Origin of the sequence: Rhizobium sp. ERR 942 (assembly GCF_007828395.1) — a bacterium.
In the GTDB taxonomy this organism is placed as follows: Bacteria; Pseudomonadota; Alphaproteobacteria; order Rhizobiales; family Rhizobiaceae; genus Rhizobium; species Rhizobium dioscoreae.
Genome location: NZ_VIUA01000002.1, coordinates 318509 through 337468 on the forward strand (window position 1 = coordinate 318509; position 18960 = coordinate 337468).

Annotated in this window: 18 protein-coding genes; 4 read left to right on the forward strand and 14 right to left on the reverse strand. The window is 60.4% G+C overall.

Going from position 1 to position 18960, the window contains the following annotated elements; all coding sequences use genetic code 11:
- Positions 1-58: 58 nt before the first annotated feature.
- From FBZ97_RS08400 to murA, 13 genes are all read right to left on the reverse strand, one after another.
- Positions 59-2329: an FdhF/YdeP family oxidoreductase gene (locus tag FBZ97_RS08400; RefSeq protein ID WP_145319987.1), complete on the reverse strand. Its 2271-nt coding sequence runs from the start codon at positions 2327-2329 to the stop codon at positions 59-61.
- 158 nt (positions 2330-2487) lie between these two features.
- A complete protein-coding gene (locus FBZ97_RS08405; protein WP_145318283.1) occupies positions 2488-3438 on the reverse strand; it encodes a lytic transglycosylase domain-containing protein in 951 nt (316 codons plus the stop codon).
- A 106-nt stretch (positions 3439-3544) separates the two neighbouring features.
- Positions 3545-4660, reverse strand: a complete 1116-nt coding sequence (locus FBZ97_RS08410) for an anhydro-N-acetylmuramic acid kinase (RefSeq protein WP_145318286.1) — start codon at positions 4658-4660, stop codon at positions 3545-3547.
- A gap of 10 nt (positions 4661-4670) precedes the next feature.
- Positions 4671-5690 (reverse strand): serine hydrolase, encoded by a 1020-nt coding sequence (locus tag FBZ97_RS08415; protein ID WP_145318289.1) that lies wholly within the window; start codon positions 5688-5690, stop codon positions 4671-4673.
- Between the two features lie 20 nt (positions 5691-5710).
- A complete protein-coding gene (locus tag FBZ97_RS08420; RefSeq protein WP_145318292.1) occupies positions 5711-7450 on the reverse strand; it encodes an ABC transporter ATP-binding protein in 1740 nt (579 codons plus the stop codon).
- A complete protein-coding gene (locus tag FBZ97_RS08425; protein WP_113354404.1) occupies positions 7447-8286 on the reverse strand; it encodes an ABC transporter permease in 840 nt (279 codons plus the stop codon). The genes FBZ97_RS08420 and FBZ97_RS08425 overlap by 4 nt, the downstream gene beginning before the upstream one ends.
- Positions 8286-9245: an ABC transporter permease gene (locus tag FBZ97_RS08430; protein ID WP_145318295.1), complete on the reverse strand. Its 960-nt coding sequence runs from the start codon at positions 9243-9245 to the stop codon at positions 8286-8288. The genes FBZ97_RS08425 and FBZ97_RS08430 overlap by 1 nt, the downstream gene beginning before the upstream one ends.
- 129 nt (positions 9246-9374) lie before the next feature.
- A complete protein-coding gene (locus tag FBZ97_RS08435; protein WP_145318298.1) occupies positions 9375-10895 on the reverse strand; it encodes an ABC transporter substrate-binding protein in 1521 nt (506 codons plus the stop codon).
- Positions 10896-10976: 81 nt separating this feature from the next.
- A complete protein-coding gene (gene murQ, locus FBZ97_RS08440) occupies positions 10977-11900 on the reverse strand; it encodes an N-acetylmuramic acid 6-phosphate etherase (protein WP_145318301.1) in 924 nt (307 codons plus the stop codon).
- A gap of 395 nt (positions 11901-12295) precedes the next feature.
- Complete coding sequence (locus tag FBZ97_RS08445) at positions 12296-12745, reverse strand: type II toxin-antitoxin system VapC family toxin (RefSeq protein WP_145318303.1); 450 nt, start codon at positions 12743-12745, stop codon at positions 12296-12298.
- Positions 12742-12993: a type II toxin-antitoxin system Phd/YefM family antitoxin gene (locus FBZ97_RS08450; RefSeq protein WP_095436838.1), complete on the reverse strand. Its 252-nt coding sequence runs from the start codon at positions 12991-12993 to the stop codon at positions 12742-12744. The genes FBZ97_RS08445 and FBZ97_RS08450 overlap by 4 nt, the downstream gene beginning before the upstream one ends.
- A 98-nt stretch (positions 12994-13091) precedes the next feature.
- Complete coding sequence (locus FBZ97_RS08455) at positions 13092-13988, reverse strand: N-acetylglucosamine kinase (RefSeq protein ID WP_145318306.1); 897 nt, start codon at positions 13986-13988, stop codon at positions 13092-13094.
- Positions 13985-15241 carry a UDP-N-acetylglucosamine 1-carboxyvinyltransferase gene (murA, locus tag FBZ97_RS08460; RefSeq protein WP_145318309.1) on the reverse strand — a complete coding sequence of 419 codons (1257 nt, stop codon included), beginning with the start codon at positions 15239-15241 and terminating at the stop codon, positions 13985-13987. The genes FBZ97_RS08455 and murA overlap by 4 nt, the downstream gene beginning before the upstream one ends.
- 227 nt (positions 15242-15468) lie before the next feature.
- Between murA and FBZ97_RS08465 the strand changes: the two genes are divergently transcribed.
- The 4 genes from FBZ97_RS08465 (at position 15469) to FBZ97_RS08480 (ending at position 18030) form a co-directional block, all read left to right on the forward strand.
- Positions 15469-16329, forward strand: a complete 861-nt coding sequence (locus tag FBZ97_RS08465) for a MurR/RpiR family transcriptional regulator (protein WP_113354398.1) — start codon at positions 15469-15471, stop codon at positions 16327-16329.
- Positions 16330-16430: 101 nt separating this feature from the next.
- On the forward strand, positions 16431-17207 hold the full coding sequence (locus FBZ97_RS08470) for an SDR family oxidoreductase (RefSeq protein WP_113333210.1): 777 nt from the start codon (positions 16431-16433) through the stop codon (positions 17205-17207).
- A 140-nt stretch (positions 17208-17347) separates the two neighbouring features.
- Positions 17348-17620 carry a type II toxin-antitoxin system VapB family antitoxin gene (locus tag FBZ97_RS08475; protein WP_113333209.1) on the forward strand — a complete coding sequence of 91 codons (273 nt, stop codon included), beginning with the start codon at positions 17348-17350 and terminating at the stop codon, positions 17618-17620.
- The gene (locus FBZ97_RS08480; RefSeq protein WP_145318312.1) at positions 17617-18030 is read left to right on the forward strand and encodes a type II toxin-antitoxin system VapC family toxin; all 414 of its coding nucleotides are present in this window, start codon (positions 17617-17619) and stop codon (positions 18028-18030) included. Before FBZ97_RS08475 ends, FBZ97_RS08480 begins: the two co-directional genes overlap by 4 nt.
- Before the next feature lie 72 nt (positions 18031-18102).
- Here FBZ97_RS08480 and nadC read toward each other — a convergent pair whose 3' ends face one another.
- On the reverse strand, positions 18103-18960 hold the full coding sequence (gene nadC, locus FBZ97_RS08485; RefSeq protein WP_186449474.1) for a carboxylating nicotinate-nucleotide diphosphorylase: 858 nt from the start codon (positions 18958-18960) through the stop codon (positions 18103-18105).

The following is an 18960-nucleotide window of genomic DNA, read 5'->3' on the forward strand; positions in this document are numbered from 1 at the left end:
TAGCCATAGGATAGTCAGCCATCAAGATGGCAAAAGACGGCTAGAAGGCAAAACGAAACTATGCCGCCTTGCTGACCCGCACCGGAACGGACTTGTAGGACGGCGTGCCGCTTTCCTTGTCCTGGTAGTCGATCGGGATCAGGCAGTTTGCCTCCGGGTAATAGGCAGCGACGGAGCCCTCGGAAATATCGTAGGAAATCGCCGTCAGCTTCAGCAATCGCTTGGCACCCGATGGGAGCGCCGTTTCGATCTCGACCAGATCGCCGTGCTCCAGGCCCTTTGCTTTCAGATCCTTGTCGTTCATGAACAGGATGTCGCGGCGGCCAAAGACGCCACGATAGCGGTCATCGAGCCCATAGATCGTCGTATTGTACTGGTCGTGGCTGCGGATTGTAGCGAGCTTGAGGATAGTTCCATCCGAAAGCGAGATATCTTCGTTCAGACCATCAAAGAGCTTGAATTCTGCCTTGCCGGACGGCGTCTTCCAGACGCGCTCGGTCGGTCCGATCGGCAGGCGAAAGCCACCCGGCACGCGGATGCGCTCGTTATAGTCGGCGAAATCCGGATAGACGATTTCGATCTTGTCGCGGATCAGATCGTAGTCGGTGATGAGCTCCATCCAGGCAACCTTGCTGTTCGGCAGGGTCGCCTGCGCTATTCCCGCGACGATGGCAGGTTCCGAACGCAGTTGGTCGGAGGCCGGTTTCAGCCGTCCGCGCGACGCATGTACCATCGACATCGAATCTTCGATCGTCACCGATTGCGCGCCGGTTGCCTGAACGTCTTGTTCAGTGCGGCCAAGTACGGGGAACAGGAAGGATTCCTTACCAATAAGCAGATTGGAGCGATTGAGCTTGGTATTCATGTGAACGGCGAGATCGAGCTTGCGCATCGCCTGCGCGCAGAGTTCCGGATCGGGAAGCGCGATCGAGAAATTGCCGCCGAGGCAGATGAGCACCTTGGAGCGCCCTTCCGCCATAGCCTGCATGGCGGCGACGGCATCGTGACCATGATGAGCCGGCGCGGTGAAGCCAAAGGCACGTTCGATGCCCTCGATCAAAGCCGGCGTCGGCTTCTCGGTAATTCCGACGGTGCGATTGCCTTGGACGTTGGAATGGCCGCGCAGCGGGCAGATGCCCGCACCGGGCCTGCCGAAATTGCCGCGTAGCAGCAGGAGATTGGCGATCTGCTGCACATTCGCCGTTCCCTTGGCATGCTGGGTGATGCCCATGCCGTAGGCGACGATCGTGGCCTTCGACTTGGCATAGATCTCCGCTACCCGTTCCAGGTCGGCGCGGGCGAGACCGGAGACCCGCTCGATATCGGCCCACTCAGTCCGGTTGATATCGGCAACAAGGGCTTCGAAGCCGGTGGTGTGTTCGGCGATGAAGGCATGATCGAGGACTTCAGGTGATGTTTCGGCCAGCGCCAGAACCGCTTTCATGATTCCCTTGAGCGCTGCGGCATCGCCGCCGATCTTCACCTGATAATAGGACGACGCGATTCGGGTCGAGCTGAAGGTTCCCATCTCGATCGGATCCTGCGGATCGGCAAAACGCTCCAACGCCCGCTCCTTCAGCGGGTTGAACACAATGATCGGCACGCCACGGCGCGAGCATTCATGCAACGTACCCATCATGCGCGGATGATTTGTGCCGGGATTGTGCCCCATGGAGATGATCAGATCGCATTCATCGAAGTCGTCGAGCGAGACGGTGCCCTTGCCAATGCCGATCGATTGCGGCAGGCCGACGCTGGTCGCTTCGTGGCACATGTTTGAGCAATCGGGGAAATTGTTGGTGCCGTATTCACGGGCAAAGATCTGGAAGAGGAAGGCCGCTTCGTTGGAGGCACGGCCGGATGTGTAGAATTCGACCATATCCGGATCGGGCTGGCTGCGCATGACGTCGCCGATGCGGGCAAAGGCGTCTTCCCAGGCAATCGGCCGGTAGGCATCGGATGCGTGGTCGTAGACCATCGGATGGGTCAACCGGCCGGCATTTTCGAGCTCATAATCGCTCCAGGTCAAAAGCTCGCTGACCGTATGTTCGGCGAAGAATTCCGGCGTCACGCGCTTGTTCGTCGCTTCCCAGGTGACGGCCTTGGCGCCGTTTTCACAGAACTGGAAGGTGGAGGTGTGTTCCTTGTCGGGCCAGGCACAGCCAGGGCAATCAAAGCCCGTGGGCTTGTTGGTGCGCAGGAGAAGGCCCGGCGCCTCGGTGACATCCATCTGGTCGCGAACCGCCTTGGCGGTTGCCTTCAGGGCTCCCCAACCGCCAGCTGGGCTATTATAGGGACGGATACCGGGGACTTCACGCTTCTGCGTCATCATACGCTCCTTTGGCTACCCAAACGGCTTCCTCCCAAATGCCGATCTCTAACGAATAAGCGGGCGGCAGGAGAGAGTAAAGCGCTACCAATAGGCACTTGACAAAACAATCGATACGCGCCAGCCGCAAATGACGCAGGTATTGACGCGCCCCAAACTCAGTTCTTAAAAACCAGGCAACTGCCGCCCTGCTGCCGGACCTGCGTGCAAACGGCATCCGCTTCCTCCCGCGTTTGCCGCGGAATGCGCGCCGCATAACGGACCCGTCGACCGAAGTCGGCATTGCGTTGCCGCACGATCAACGGCTTCTCCAAATTCAGCGGTGACGGCAGTTTCCGGATATTTGCGGTAAACAGACGGCGAGCGGCATCCAGCTGAAAATGCTCGGCCAATTGCGCACCCCAGGGCGCCCACGGCCGCTCCTGCTCCAACGGAATGGGTTTCAGGCGTCGGCTCTGAGCAAGGGCGACGCAGGAATCGACAAACGGCTTGCTCTTATCCAGCACGGGGGCTGCTATATCTGGCGGATCATCGCGCCATTCTTCGACACTATGGGCGGTGATCGCGCTCACATAGTTCCGCGTCTCATAGGGAAGCCCGCCCGAATTCAGGAAATTGGCAAGGCCGGCCTCGCCGGCATTATAGGCAGCCGCCGCAAGCCCGAGATTGCCGAAGCGGCCCCGCAATTCATCGAGATAGGTTGCCGCCTTGCCGAGCGCTTCAAGCGCATCGTAGCTGTCGCGCACGCCACGCAGCCTCGCTGTTCCCGGCATGAACTGCGCGATACCGCGCGCGCCTTTAGGACTGACGGCATCGGAGCGAAACAGGCTTTCGCGCCAGACGAGCCGTGCCAGATAATCCGGCGGCAGACGGTTGGCATGCGCGAAATATTCGATGGCGGTGCAGAGATCGCGATTGTAGCTGTCCTTGCGCAGGCACAGCGTTTGGCCCGTCTCCGTCGTCAGCGGCCCCGAAATGCAGACAGGTGGTGCGACAGTCCATTCCGGTTGAGCTCTCGCGGGTCTGAAAGCAAAACCGTTAATGGAAAATGCGATCGCAAAAGCGACGACGATGCCGAAGAAGCCTGCCCGGTAATGCCTGCCTGCCATTTAAGCGATATCCGTCCGAGACCAACCGATCGCAAATTCGCGGCCTCTTCATATCATCGATGGACGGAAGCGAAAACCTCTCGCGCGACAGCCAACGCGCAGGCTGTTACTCCGCAAGGCGTCCGCCGCGCATCGGCGCCGGCACGCCCGTCGTGCCAGGAAAGCTGATCGGCAGGCCACGCAGAACGCGCACGGCGAGAAACGCAAAGCACTCGGCCTCGACAGCATCGCCGCGCCAGCCGAGATCCTCGGCAAAGATCGGCTCGACGCCGGCCCGGCTCTTCAGCATCGACATGATCGTCGGATTGTGCCGGCCGCCGCCGCTGACGACGACCTTGATGGGCCTGCGCGGCAGCAGGTCCAGCGCCTTGCCGACGGCGCTTGCCGTGAAGGCCGAAAGCGTGGCGGCGCCATCTTCCGGGCCGAGGCCATCTGCCATGGCGGCACCGAAATCGAAACGATCCAGCGATTTCGGATAGGGTGCAGTCATATAGGGGTGCTGCAGCAGCCGCTCGAGCCGTGCCTCATCGACCTTGCCGGCAGCTCCAAGCGCACCGTCGCGGTCCATCTCGCCAAGCCCGTGCGACTTGATGAAATCGTTGAGCGGCGCATTGGCCGGGCCGGTATCGAAAGCAACGAAATTGCCCTCTCCATCCCACCATGTGACATTCGCAACGCCGCCGAGATTGAGAATGGCCGCCTCTCCTGCTGCACCCGCCCCGCGCAGCAGCGCGGTATGATAGGCAGCAGCAAGCGGCGCGCCCTGGCCGCCGGCGCGCATGTCGGCCGAGCGGAAATCATAGGCGATCTTGGTGCCGAGAATGGACCGCATCAGCTCGCCATCGCCAAGCTGGCGCGTCTGCCCCAGCCGGTCCTTCTGCGGCGCGCGATGCAAGACGGTCTGGCCATGGAAGCCGACGACGCCGATGTCTGCCATCGTCATGCCGTTGCTTTCCACGAGTTCCTTCACGGCTTCCGACTGTGCTCGCGTCAAGGCTTCCTCGGCCGCCTTGAAGATCGCCGGTTCAGGTCCTTCGAAATTCCATGCGCGCGCCTGCCGCAGCGTCTCTTCCAGCAGTTCTCGAATCCAGCTGGGATAAGGGGCCAAAACATAGGGGCCGAATTCCTCGACGCGCTCGCCGTCCGTCTTCAGCATGGCGACATCGATATTGCCGTCGAGGACGGTTCCGGTCATCAGACCGACTGCCCAGATTGGTTCCATGGTCAGACTCCTATGCTGCGTTGACGAGATCGCTGACGGCCTGACGGAGCGCCAGAATGCCGCTGTCGAAGTGGCGCGTCGGGTGAATGCGGTTGGTAAGAAGGGTCCAGGCTCGGCCCTTGTCGAAGTCGACCCAGAGGGCCACGCCGGTAAACCCCGTATGACCGATCGTGCCGGACGAGCAGAGAGCACCGCCATGCCAACCGTCATGGGGCCGTTCCCAGCCATGGGTCCGCGTTGCCGAAAGCGGTGTTCGCATCAGGGTGATCGAGCTGGCCGGTGCGCCGCTGCCATCCAGCAGCCCCTTTGCGAAGTCGAGGATCGCATCTGCCGTTCCGAACAAGCCGGCATGGCCGGCACCCTGCAATGCCGAACAATTATCGTCATGGACCTCGCCCGACAGAACACGGTGACGCCAGGTGCAGTCTTCCGTTGCAGCAGCCAATTCCGGCGGCGCGGAGAAGGCAAATCCCGGCCCCGGATCCATGGCGCGGATTGTCTTCCCATTCAGCCGCTCCAGCGCAAGGCCAAGCAGAATGAAATTGATGTCGGAATAGACGGGCGGCCCGGCGCGCCATTCGCGCTGCAGGATGAAGGCGCGCAGAAGCTCTGGGTCGCGGCCATAGGTGTAGATAGGCTCGACCGCCGGAAACGGCGTCTGATGGCCGAGGCATTGGCGGAATGTTACCTTTCGCTCCCAGGCCTCGGCACTATACTGGCGCAGATCGGGCAGGAGTTCGATCAAGGGAGCATCGAGGTCGATTGTGCCGGCCTCTGCCAGAGCAAGAATACGCGGTGTGGTGAAAATGACTTTTGTGAGGGATGCAAGGTCGAACCAGGTATCTAGAAGCATCGGCCTGACATCAGGCACCTTCTGTGCCGAACCGACGGCGCGGACCTGCCTGATGCCGTCGAGATCGACCATGCCAAGCACACCGCCGGGGATGCGCGCCGCCGCAACCGATTGCTCGATCGGCGCGAAGGCCCCATCGAAACGCTCCTGAAACTGCATGCTCCCCCTCGCTGCCATCTCGCCTCTCCTCGACCCGCTCAGGCTTCTGCCAGCGCGATGTGATCCGGCGCAAAGCGGCGCCACTCGGGAATGGCCGGCTCGAAGCCCAAAGGGCGCACCAGGGACGGAACCTGGCGGGTGTCGAGCGTGAAGTTTTCCCTGCGCCGCGCAACCGTCGGAACCGCCGCGATCAACCGCCTGGTATAGGAATGCTTGGGTTCCGACAAGACCGAGGCGGCATCGCCGATCTCGACGATCTGCCCGGCATAGATCACTGCGATGCGATGGGCGATGCGCTCCACGACAGCCATGTCGTGCGAGATGAACAGATAGGCGAGCCCGTATTCGCGCTGAAGTTCGATCAGCAATTCGAGAACCTGAGCTTGAACGGATACGTCGAGCGCGGACACAGCTTCATCCAGCACAAGCACTGACGGATTCAGCATCAAAGCGCGCGCAATACATAGTCTTTGCCGCTGGCCCCCGGAAAATTCGTGCGGATAGCGCTCCAGCGCGTTTTCTGGCAAGCCCACGCGCTTGAGCAGCATGACCATTCGCTCGCGGGTTTCGGCGGAAACCCGCGCGCCCGCGGCGATCACCGGTTCGGCAAGGATGCTATCGATGCGCAGTCTCGGATTGAGCGAAGCGTATGGGTTCTGGAAAACCATTTGCACCGCGCTCGTGCGATCCGCCGCCTTGCCGCTATTCGTCGTAAAGGTGCCGCGGGTCGATTTCACCAATCCGAGGATCGCGCGGGCTGTGGTGGATTTACCCGATCCGCTCTCGCCGACGATTGCCAGTGTCTCGCCCGGCATCAGGTCAAAACCAACGCTTTCGACGGCATGAACGGCGCCGCTCGACCGCCGAAGGAGGCCGCCCTTGACCGGAAAACGGACGGTCAAGCCATCGACCTTCAATGCCGGCTGGGACGACACCTCGTCCCGTTGAAAATCGGCGCGTGCCGCCTGTCCGGACGAAAAATGGGGAACCGAATGCAGCAGATGGCGGGTATAGGGATGGGTTGGATGATCGAGGATCTGATTAAGCTCGCCCTGCTCAACCGCCTGGCCTGCCTGCATCACCATCACCTTGTCGGCAATGCCGGCAACGAGGCCGATATCATGCGTGATGAAGATCATCGACATGCCGGTTTCGCGCTTCAATTCCGCAAGGAGCGCCATGATCTGCGCCTGTACGGTGACATCGAGCGCCGTCGTCGGCTCGTCGGCAATCAGAAGACGTGGATTGCAAGCAAGCGCGGTTGCAATCATCACGCGCTGGAGCATGCCGCCGGAAAGCTGGTTCGGGCAATAGGTCAAGCGCCGCGCGGCATCCGGAATGCGCACGCGATCCAAGGCGTCCCTGGCCGCCGCTTTCGCCTGACTCCCCGTCAGGCCGCGATGCAGCCGGAAGGATTCCTCGATCTGCGTACCTATGGTCAGGACGGGGTTGAGGGAGGTCATCGGCTCCTGGAAGATCATGCCGATTTCGGCACCACGGATCTTCGTCAGTTCCGCTTCGCTCGCCTTGGTCAGATCGAGGATGCTGTTATCGGCACGTTTCAGGCGGATCGAGCCGCCGGTGATGCGGCCACCGCCGAAATCGACGAGACGATTGATCGAAAGTGCGGTGACCGACTTGCCCGAGCCGCTTTCGCCGACGATTGCCAGCGTCTCGCCGGCATCAAGATCGAAGCTGACACCGCGAACGATGGGATTGGTCTGGGGGTTGCGTCCGAAGCCGACGCTAAGATCAGAGACAGAAAGAAGCGGTGTCATACCGTCGCCCTCCGCATCTTCGGATCAAGGATATCGCGCAGGGCATCGCCGAGCAGATTGAAGCCGAGGATGGAGATCATGATGGTCACGCCAGGGAAGATCAGCAGCCAAGGCGCCGTTTCCATAAGATTGCGACTGTCGCTCAGCATCAGGCCAAGCGAAGAGGACGGCGGCTGCGTTCCCAGGCCGAGGAAGCTGAGGCCCGCTTCCGTCAGCAGCGACCAGGCAAGCGCCAGCGTCACCTGCACGGTCAAGGGTGCGACGAGATTGAGCAGAAGATGCCGCGTCAGGATATAGGAACGGCTGCTACCGAAGGTGCGGGCGGCATCGACGAAATCGCGTCCTTTCAAGGAAAGAGCCGGGCCGCGCACGACGCGGGTGAAGATCGGCGTATAGACGATCGCGATTGCGGCAACGCTTGTCCAGGTACCGGGGCCAACGATGGCGATGATGAGCAACGCGAGCAGGATCGCAGGGAAAGCGAGAAGCACATCCATGGTACGCATGATGACGCCATCCCAGCGCTTGCCAGACCAGGCGGCGGTTAAGCCAAGCACGGTGCCGATCAGGGTAGCAACGGCGACGGAAAAGAAGGCGACGGTGAAGGATTCGCCGATACCGTGCATTAACCGACTTGCGACATCGCGGCCGAAGAGATCCGTGCCCATCCAATAGGTGAGGCTCGGCGGATGCAGCCTGTCGATCCTATTCTGCGTCAGTGGATCGTGCGGCGTGACCCCGAGCGTGCCGAGGATGGCAAGCAAGATATAGATGAGGACGATGACGCCGCCGATCCGCCCGCTCATATGTCCGAAGATGGCTCTGATGATCCGCATCAGCCTTCTCCCAGCCGAACGCGCGGATCGAGCGCGACATAGGCGAGATCGACAAGCAGATTGACGATCATGAAGTTGAAGGCAATGAACAGCACGCTTCCCTGCACCAGCGCATAGTCACGCTGCAGGATGGCATCGAGCACCATGCGCCCCAGCCCGGGCAGGGCATAGATCTGCTCGACCAGGACAGCACCGCCAAGCAGATAGCCAAATTCGACGCCGCTCAGGGTCACCACCGGGATCAATGCATTCGGCAAAGCATGCCGCCAGATGACGCCGCGCGCCGGCACGCCACGGCTGCGGGCGGTGCGGACATAATCATCGCTCAGGACATCGAGCATGGCGGAGCGCACCACGCGCGTCACCGACGCGGCGAAAGCAAAACCGAGCGTCAGCGCGGGCAGGATCATCTGGCGGAGATTTTCGAGCGGATTCTCCCAAAGGGGTGTGAAGGCACCCATAGTCGGCAACACGCCAAATCCCGCCGACAAGGCATAGATCAGCAGCAGCCCGAGAACGAAGTTCGGCGTGGACTGCCCGACCATGGCGACGATGCGCACGGCAAGATCGGACAGTTTTTCATTGCGGGTGGCGGCAAAGACGCCCGCCGGCAGGCCGATGGCAAGCGCGATCACCATGGAAAGCAAAGCAAGCTCGAGCGTCAGCGGAAAGCGCTCCAGGATGACGTCGAGCACTGGTTTTCCGTAGGTGACGGATATGCCGAGATTGCCTTGGAATACACCGAGCAGCCAATGCCAGTACTGGATCGGCCAGGACTGGTCGATGCCGAAATAGGCAGCAAGGGCCTGCCGCTGTTCCGGCGTCAGCAGGCCCGCATTGGTTCCGAGCATCGCCGTGATCGCATCGCCCGGCACCAGCCGGATAGCGACGAAGACGAAGATGGACACGCCCAGCATGATCAGCGGGAATGTCATCAACCGGCGCGTCAGATACGACATTATAATTCCTCTAGAACAATTTCAGCTGAACCAAGGCGTAATTTTACGGCCGAAATTGCGTAAAAACAAAGAGATAGAGCACTTCCATGATGTCATTTGAAAAGGAAATGCTCTAGCTCCCGATCGTCGTTACTTAATCGAAACCTTGCTCAGACCGAACAGCGAGCCGGTCGGCGTCGGCACGAAGCCTTCGACGTTCTTTTGCTCGGCCGTGTAGCCATAGGCCGTGTAGAGCCAGATCCAGGGCGAGACTTCGGCAAGATGCTTTTCGAACTCGGCGAAGATCTCCTTGCGCTTGGTCGGATCGGTTTCGGCGCGGCCCTTCTGCATCAGGCTATCCAGCGTATCATCGATATAGTTGGCGACCTTCTGCAGGTTGCCGGTCTTGGTCCAGTAACGGTTATACATTGAATAAGGGTCGGCACTGCCGCCATTAAGTGCCACCGCCATGTCGAAATTGCCCTTCAGCCAGGTGTCGACATAGACGTTGAGTTCCATCACCTTGATATCGAGCTTGATGCCGATTTCGGCGAGCTGCGACTGAATGACCTGCGCCTCGGCCGTGGCCGTCGGCGGCTCGCCGGTTGCGGCGATCACAGTCGCCGAAAAGCCGTTGGCAAAGCCGGCATCGGCCATCAGCTTCTTCGCCTTGGCAACATCGCGCGTGTAGCAGAAGAGCTTGCTGGGATCGGTCGCATAGAGCGGCATCGTCAGTGGCCCGGTCACCTTGCCTTCGCCGAGAGCTGCGGTGTCCATCACATCCTTGCGGTCGATGGCACACGAGATCGCCTGGCGCACGGCCAGCTGATCCATCGGCTTGCGCGAGGGATTGAGCTGCAGAACGTTGTAGGAGAGCACCGGCGTGCGGGTGAGCTGCAGCTTCGACTCCTTCGGCACAAGCGTTGCGACGAGCGGATCGTTCAGAAGCGCGAAATCGATCTGGCCGGTGCGCAGCGAGGCAAGGATCGCGGTTTCATCCGGCAGCACGCTGATGTTGATGCCGTCGACACCCGTGGCGCCGCCTGCCCAATCCTTATTGGCGCTCAAGACTTCCTTGGCGTTCGGAACCCAGCTGTCAAGCTTGAAGGGCCCGGAACCGATCGCCTTGGTGCCGATAGTGCCAGCGGAAATCTCGCTTGCCGGTACGATGGCAGCGTTGAGGCTCGTCATGGCCGTCAGAAGCGGGACGTCGGGCTGCGACAGGTTGAAGACGACGGTTGTGGCATCGGGCGTATCGATACTTGCGATCGACAGGAAGTTCGCGCGGGCGACGGCACCAGTCGCCTGATCGAGAATGCGCTGGAAGGAAGCCTTGACGTCGGCCGACGTGAGGGCTGCACCGTTCTGGAATTTGGCCTTTGCGTTGAGCTTGAAGGTCAACTGCTTGCCGTCGGGCGAGAACTGCCAGCTTTCAGCGACACCGGGCACGATCTGCAGATTGCCGTCCAGGCGAACCAGCGGCTCATAGATCAGCTCCAGCAGGCGGATGGAGGAGAAGGCGGTCTGTTTATGCGGATCGAGACCGGTTGCGTCCTGCGACCATGCCATGCGCAACGTCGCTGCCTCCACAGGTATCGCAACCGTCGCCAGACCGATCCCCACGGCCAGCGCCACGCCCGAAATCAGCTTCTTTCCAAAATTCCCTTCCACTTTCAGTCCTCCAAATTTTTTAAATGTCCCCGGCCGATTTTGGCCCATTGATTGCCGTCGCAGTTAGCTGCGATGGTTATCTCAAGCAGTCCTGGCGTTGATGGCCTTGCGCAGGAATCCATCAGCGTTTTGCAATGCCGTGCGGGCTTCTTCAATGCCCATCCCGGTAATTTCCATGAGAATGGCCAGCTTGACGTCATTGCAGGTCAGATCGAGCACGCGGCGCGCTTCCTGCTGCGTACAGCCGGTCGCCTGCATGACGATGCGCGAGGCGCGCGCCACCAGTTTCTTGTTGCTGGCGCTGACGTCGACCATCAGGTTCTGATAGCTCTTGCCGATGCGGATCATGCTTGCCGTCGTCAGCATGTTGAGAATGAGTTTCTGCGCCGTACCGGATTTCAGACGGGTCGAGCCGGTCAGGATTTCCGGGCCGACAACAGGCGAGATCGCCAGATCAGCGATGCCGGCGATGATGGAATTGGGATTGCAGGATAGTGCGACCGTGAAAGCGCCAATGCTCTTGGCATAGTTCAGGCCGCCGATCACATACGGTGTGCGGCCGCTGACAGCGATGCCGACGACCACATCATCCTTGGTGAGATTGATCTCTTCCAGCGCCTGGCGCCCCTGTACTGGATCGTCCTCCGCACCCTCGATCGAGCGGCGCAGCGCATCCGGGCCGCCCGCAATCAACCCGATAACCATATCCGGCGGCACGCTGAAGGTGGGCGGGCATTCTGAGGCATCGAGAACGCCGAGACGGCCGCTGGTGCCGGCCCCCATATAGATCAGCCGTCCGCCCTTCTGGAAGGCGGCGACGATCTGATTGACGGCGGCGGCAATCGCCGGAATGACTTTCTCGACGGCGAGAGGCACCGTCTGATCCTCATAATTGATTTCGCGCAGGATATCGAAAGTCGGCAATAGATCGATATGCATCGTATTCGGATTGCGCCCTTCGGAAACCAATTGTTCCAGTTCGGATATCAATGTCTGTTCTGTCATGGGCCTGCTCGCGAAATAACGCTTCGATATCAATAGCTCGCAGGGGCAAGTTCGATCATTCTAATATCGAACACACCGCAGCAAGGGTCGGCTTTCAGTCAGACGGCCGATCAAAATCAGCCTGGGCTCGGACGGCCTTTTTCGGCTTCGCTTCCTGCCCACTCCCTGTTTACCTTAGTTAACACTATGTCCGATTATTCCTTTCGTCAATCTACAAAGGAATAAAATATTCCACTTCTGCCACGCAAATTCACCACTGCGATTATGCGAAGCAGCACACAGCGGCATGTGTAATTTGCCGACTGCGTCAGCTAGCGCTGCGGCTCCAGATAGGTCGGCTTAACCGTAGACGTCGCCGTCATCGCGCTGGTTGCTATTCATTATGGAGATAGCGATCATTCCGATCTGAAAACCATCGGAAGATCCGCCGATACGTTGAGCGGCTGGAAGTGCCGCAAGTTCTCCGTGATGACGGTCAGGTCATAAGCCCGCGCCGTCGCTGCAATGATAATGTCGCCGAGGCCGGGATTGTGACCCTTGCTCAGGGCATCGTCTTCCAGAGCGCCGGCGATCCGCGCAACCACCGTATCCATGGGTAGGATACGATCACTGAAACTGTCCGTGATGAAATAGAGCCAGTCAGAGAGACGCTTGGCTCGCTCAGTCCCGCCACGGCGATGAAGAGAGCGTATTCCCTTTTCGATCTCCGAGACAGACATGGCCGACAGAAAGAGCGCATCGGCTTCGCCCTGACTGTGGAACCAGATCCGGATGGCATCGGAGGGCGGCACCTTATCCGGAGCAAACCTGCTGATAATATTCGTATCGAGCAGGTACCCTGTCACAGATCAACGTCCCTCATTTTTGACGAGTTTCGATCTAGATCGACACCACCGGGAAAGGTGAGCAGGAAATCCCCGAAATTCGGCTTTGGCTTCTCCAAAGCCTTCTTTGCGGCCTCTGCCGCTTCGACCGACACAAGTACGGCAGCGGGCTTCCCGTGGCGCGTAATGGTGACAAAATCACCATTGGCAGCTTCATCGACCAGATTGGCAAAGCCTGCCTTTGCTTCTGCTACGCTAATTGTTGACATCACGGCCCTCAATCGAAAATGACCATATATAGTCAAAATAGGACCTGCCGTCGACGGAATCAAGGGGGAAGAGAAAGACGTTTATTGTATGCCCGCGATCATTCAGTACGACCGCAAACAGCTCGTCTTGCCAGAATGATCGCACCGGATACGGCGTCACCATCGATGGGTTTCAAGCGGCGGCGTACATCGGGCGAGAGCCACGGTTCAAGTGGACTTGCGAGACCGCCGAGCAGGCAGACGCGCGGTGCACCTTTTTCGAACAGGGTGCGAACCAGCGTATCGATATGGCCGGCCGCACTTTGCACGATTCGCCGTGCGGCGGCATCGCCCTGATCGGCATGTCGCAGGACCATGGGCGCAAGAGCCGCGTAGTCCGTCGCCGAAGCCCGGTCCATCCAGGCGACCGCCTCCATCGGATCGTTCTGGAAGCGCTGCATGATTTCGGCCAGCAATGCGGTCTTCTGTTCGCGACCGTCATGCGCGCGCAGTGCAAGCTGAACCGTTTTCAGTCCGAGATAAGCGCCACTACCCTCATCCGAAATCGGAAAACCATAGCCGCCGACCCGCAATTGCCGGCCTTCGACGAGACCGAGCCCGATGGAGCCCGTCCCGGCAATGACGATGGCACCATCGCGACCGGAATGGGCGCCGAGGCAGGCGCCCTCCCCGTCGCTGATGAAATCGATACTGGCGAAGGGGTGTTCTATCGCCTTCAGCGCGGCAAGGGCGCCTTTGCGGCCGATCCCGGCCAACCCGACGCCGACATGGATGCGCCCAAGATCGGAGGCACTCAGCCCCGCCTCCTCGATAGCGGCATCGAAGGCGCGCGAAATCGATGCCCACGCTTCGTCAATCCCTAACCGGGTCGTTGCCGGCCCGGACAATCCCTGCCCTAAAACCGTGCCCTCGACATCCTCGATGCGAGCCCGGCATCCGGTGCCACCGCCATCAATGCCGAGGAAATAGGGAACGCTTTCCGATGCAGCGGTCATGACGTCAGCCGTTCGATATCGGCACCGCAGAGACGCAATTTGCGATCAAGCTGCTCATAGCCGCGGTCGAGATGATAGACGCGGTTGACGATGGTTTCGCCCTTGGACACGAGGGCGGCGAGAACCAGCGACACTGACGCCCTGAGGTCCGTTGCCATCACCTGCGCACCCTTGAGCGGCGCACCGCCGCGCACCAGTGCCGTCGTGCCCTGCAGGGTGATGTTGGCACCGAGCCGCGTCAGCTCCGGTACATGCATGAAGCGGTTTTCGAATACCGTTTCGCGGATCAACGACGCGCCTTCGGCGCAGCAGGCCAGAGCCATGAACTGCGCCTGCAGATCAGTTGGAAAACCCGGATAGGGTTCGGTGGTGATATCGGCTCCCTTGAGTGGGCCATCCCTGGAGACGACAAGGCCTCGGTCGCTGGGCCAGACGCTGACACCCATGGCTTCCAAAGCCTGGACGACCGAAGCCAGATTTTCCAGCCGTGCATGGATAAGCTCGAGTTGACCACCGGTAATCGCCGCCGCAACGGCATAGGTGCCGGCTTCTATACGATCAGGGATGCTGTGATGCCTGGCGGGGCGCCAGCCGGTGTCACCATCGATGAGGATGCGATGCGTCCCCGCCCCTTCGATCCGCGCGCCCATGGCGCAAAGACAGGTTGCGAGATCAGCCACCTCCGGCTCACGGGCAGCATTCAGGATCTCGGTTTCGCCCTTGGCCGCGCAGGCGGCCATCATGGCCGTCTCCGTTGCGCCGACGGATGGCGAACTCAGCACGATCCGCGCACCCTTCAGCCCATTCGGCGCCGAGGCGACGATCAGGCCGCTTTCGATCGCGATATCGGCGCCCAAAGTCGCCAGTGCCTTGATATGCATATCGACGGGCCGGGCTCCGATGGCGCAGCCGCCCGGAAGGGAAACACGCGCATGGCCGAAGCGGGCTAGCAGCGGCGCCAGCACAAGAACGGTCGCCCGCATGCGCCTGACCGTATCGTAGGACGTCTCTTTCGAGACGATCTCGCTCGCATCGATCGTTGTGCCGTGCGGCCCGCGTGTGATTTTGGCGCCGTGCAGCGCAATAACGCCGAGCATATTCTCGACGTCGCTGACGGCGGGCAGGTTCGTGAGCTCCAGCGGATGCGGGCTCAAGAGCGCTGCGGCGATCTGCGGCAGCGCGGCATTCTTGGCGCCGGCGATGGTCACCGCACCCTGCAACCGTCTACCGCCGGAGATGCGAAGTCTGTCCATGATGAAAATCCGTCGAGGAAAAGGTAAGGACGCCACGAGTCCTTCACGCGTTTCCTTCAAAGACTAATCGGTCATTCCATGCTGTCAACCAGATTTGGAATTTTTTATTCCAACCTGCTGTGATAACGTCCGATCGCACGAAGCGAGATTGCCGAGCTTGAACCGGATGCTATTTTTGGTGCGCTCGTGTGGGTGGGTGAAGCGGCCTTGAGGGCTCGAAGGGACAAATGTCGATCTTAAAGAAAATCAGCGCGCAGCTGGAAAGCATGGCCCCCGCCGATCGCCAGATCGGTCAGTTCATCATCGACAATCCCGACCAGATGCTGCGCCTTTCTTCCGCAGCACTTGCTGTTGAAACGGGCCGCAGCCAGTCGAGCGTCGTGAAATTCAGCCAGAAACTCGGCTATGCCGGCTATCAAGAGCTGAAGCTGGCCGTCAGCGAGGCGAAAGCGCAGGAATGGCAGGCGCCGGCCGGCATGATCCACGGCACGATCGAAGTGGGCGACGGCTATCTCACAATCCTGCAGAAGCTGCTCGGCAGCAAGATGCAGGCCATGCAGCAGACCATTTCCGTCAACAACGAAGCCGATATCGAAAAGGCGCTCGAGGCGCTTCATGATGCCCGGCGCATCCATCTGGCCGGGGTCGGCGCCTCGTCGCTGGTCGCGCGCGACTTTTCCTATAAGCTGATGAAGCTCGGCCGTAACGTGCTGCATGACAGCGACAGCCATGTGCAGATGGCCAATGCATCGACGCTTGGGCCTGACGACCTGCTCTTTGCGCTGTCCTATTCCGGCGCCAGCATCGAGACACTGCGGATTGCGGAGCTGGCAAGCCAGCGCCAGGCAACCGTCATTGCCGTCACCGGGCTGCAGGATAATCCGCTTGCCCGCGTCGCCGATATCTGCCTCCATACCGTCGGCGACGAGGATCGCGTGCGCTCGTCGGCGATTACCGCCCGCGATGCACAGCTGATGCTGACCGACCTGCTGTTCATTCTCCTGGTGCAGCGTCAGCCTGATGCCAACGATTATGTCCATAACAGCGAGACGGCCGTTTCCGTGCTGAAGGCCAAGCGTCTTTCATAAGATCGCGCTCCGGTAACCAAGCTGTGACGACCGCGACCCTGTACGGTGGTGATTTCGGGACGTAGCTTGGCGATCCAAGCAAATCATACCGGAGACATTCCATGGACCTCGGCCTCAAGGATAAAGTCGTTCTGATCACGGGCGGCTCCAAGGGCATCGGCTTCGCCTGTGCTGAACTCTTCCTGCAGGAAGGTGCACGGGTTGCGATCTGCTCGCGCTCACAGTCGAATATCGACGCCGCGCTTTCCCGGCTTCCTGGTGCGCGCGGCTATGCCGCCGACCTGATCTCCGATGAACAGGCGCTTGCCGTGGTGAACAAGGTCGAAACGGAAATCGGCCCGATCGACATCCTCGTCAACAGCGCCGGTGCCGCAGCGCGCACGCCCGCCGACGAGCTGACGCCCGCCATCTGGCGCGCTGCGATGGATGCGAAATACTTTTCCTACATCAATGTGATCGATCCCGTCATCAAGCGCATGGGCACACGCGGCTCAGGTACCGTCATCAATATCATCGGCAACGGCGGCAAGGTCGCCTCGCCCGTCCATTTGGCCGGAGGATCGGCCAATGCCGCCCTGATGCTCGCGAGCGTCGGGCTTGCTAACGCCTATGCCGGCAAAGGTGTGCGCGTCGTCGGCCTCAACCCCGGCCTCACCGAAACGGATCGAGTCGCCGAGGGTCTCAAAGCAGCCGCGAAGGCTTCCGGCTCGACCGAGAAGGAGGCGCTAGCCGATGCGCTGAAGCGTATTCCGATTGGCCGCATGGCAGACCCCGCCGACATTGCCAATGTCGTTGCTTTCCTGAGTTCGGCCAAAGCAAGCTATGTCACCGGCGTCGTGATCAGCATGGACGGCGCGCAAGTGCCGGTCGTTGTGTGAAAACTGAGCAGTGACTTGGTCGCATCAGAATCAAGAAGTCAATTTGGCTTACGTGTTGACCAGGCTCAACTTGACCCTTTTGCATTGAAGAAGCGATATATGCATGCTATCTAGATCACTCATCTAGAAAGATTGCGACCATGGCTTTGAGCATCAAGACTGAGGAGGCGGATCGGCTGGCGCGGGAATTATCCCGCCTGACCGGCGAAACCATGACCGACGCCATTACCCAGGCCATGCGCGAGCGGCTTGAACGGCTGCGCGCCAAGCAGGAGGCGGAGGGCGACTATATTGCCCGCATGAGAGATTTCGTTCGCGGGCGCGCCAGCCGCTACGACCGCCGGCCCGTCACGAAACAGGAATGGGATGAAGCGGTCGGCGACACAGCTGAAGACCTCGATTTCCCCCGATGATGATCGTTGATGCGTCTGCCATCATTGCGATCATGTTCGAGGAGGCGGAAGCTCCAGACTGCATGATGGCCCTTCAGACGGACGCTCAGCGTCTCATATCGGCTGTGAATTACGTCGAGGCCGGAACAGTCATGGCGGGCAGGATCAAAGAGGGAGACCGGCATGAAGCGATTGCCGATCTGGATGAATTTTTAACCGAATTCCGCATCGAGATTGCCTCGATAGACGAAAATCTCGCGCGAGCCGCGATGAAGGCCCGTGTGGAATACGGCAAGGGTTTCGGCACGCGAGGCGGCCTGAATTTCAGTGATTGCTTCGCCTATGCTCTTGCCAAACGACATTCAGCCCCTCTGCTCTATGTCGGAGATGATTTTGCGTTGGCCGACGTGCGATCCGCATTGATGAAGTAAATGACCAACTGGAAGCTGGAGAGCCGGTAACCTCGCGTTACCGGCCCTCCAAAATGCGGAACTTACCCTACCTCAGGCCGCTGCCTTCCAATCCAGCCCGATATCGAGCGTCGGCGCACTGTGAGTCAGCCAGCCAACGGAGATGAGATCGACGCCGGAGGCCGCGATTGCGGAAGCCGTCGCCGGCGTGATGCGGCCCGAGGCTTCGGTGATGGCCCGGCCGCCGACGATATCGACCGCCTCGCGCAGTTGATCCGGCGTCATGTTGTCGAGCAACACGGCGTCGACGCCCTCCTGCATCGCTTCGCGAAGCTGCTCCAGCGTATCCACCTCGACCTCGATCTTGACCATATGACCCACGCCCGCCTTGGCGCGGCGAATGGCTTCAGTGATGCCTCCGGCAATGGCGACGTGATTGTCCTTGATCAATACCGCGTCATAGAGCGCGAAGCGATGGTTCATGCCGCCGCCGGCGCGCACGGCGTATTTTTCCAGCGCCCGAAGACCAGGTGTCGTCTTGCGCGTGCAGACGATCGAGGCCTTCGTGCCGGCGATCGCCTCGGCGATGCCGGCCGTCACGGAGGCGATACCGGAGAGATGACCGAGGAAGTTGAGCGCGGTGCGTTCCGCCGTCAGCAGGCCGCGGGATGGCCCTTCGACCATCGCGATGACCTCGCCTGCCTCCACCTTCGTACCGTCGGGCACGTGACGGGTCATGGCAACGGTGGGATCGACCAGCTGGAAGGCAAGTTCAGCGGCATCGAGACCTGCGATAACGCCCGGCTGGCGGGTGACCATAGCAACGCGGGACCGATGTTCCGCCGGGATGACTGCCGTAGATGTGATGTCGCCGGCGAGGCCGAGATCTTCGACCAATGCATTGCGCACCAGTGGCTCGACGATCAGGCGCGGGAGGGGAGCAAGCGTCAT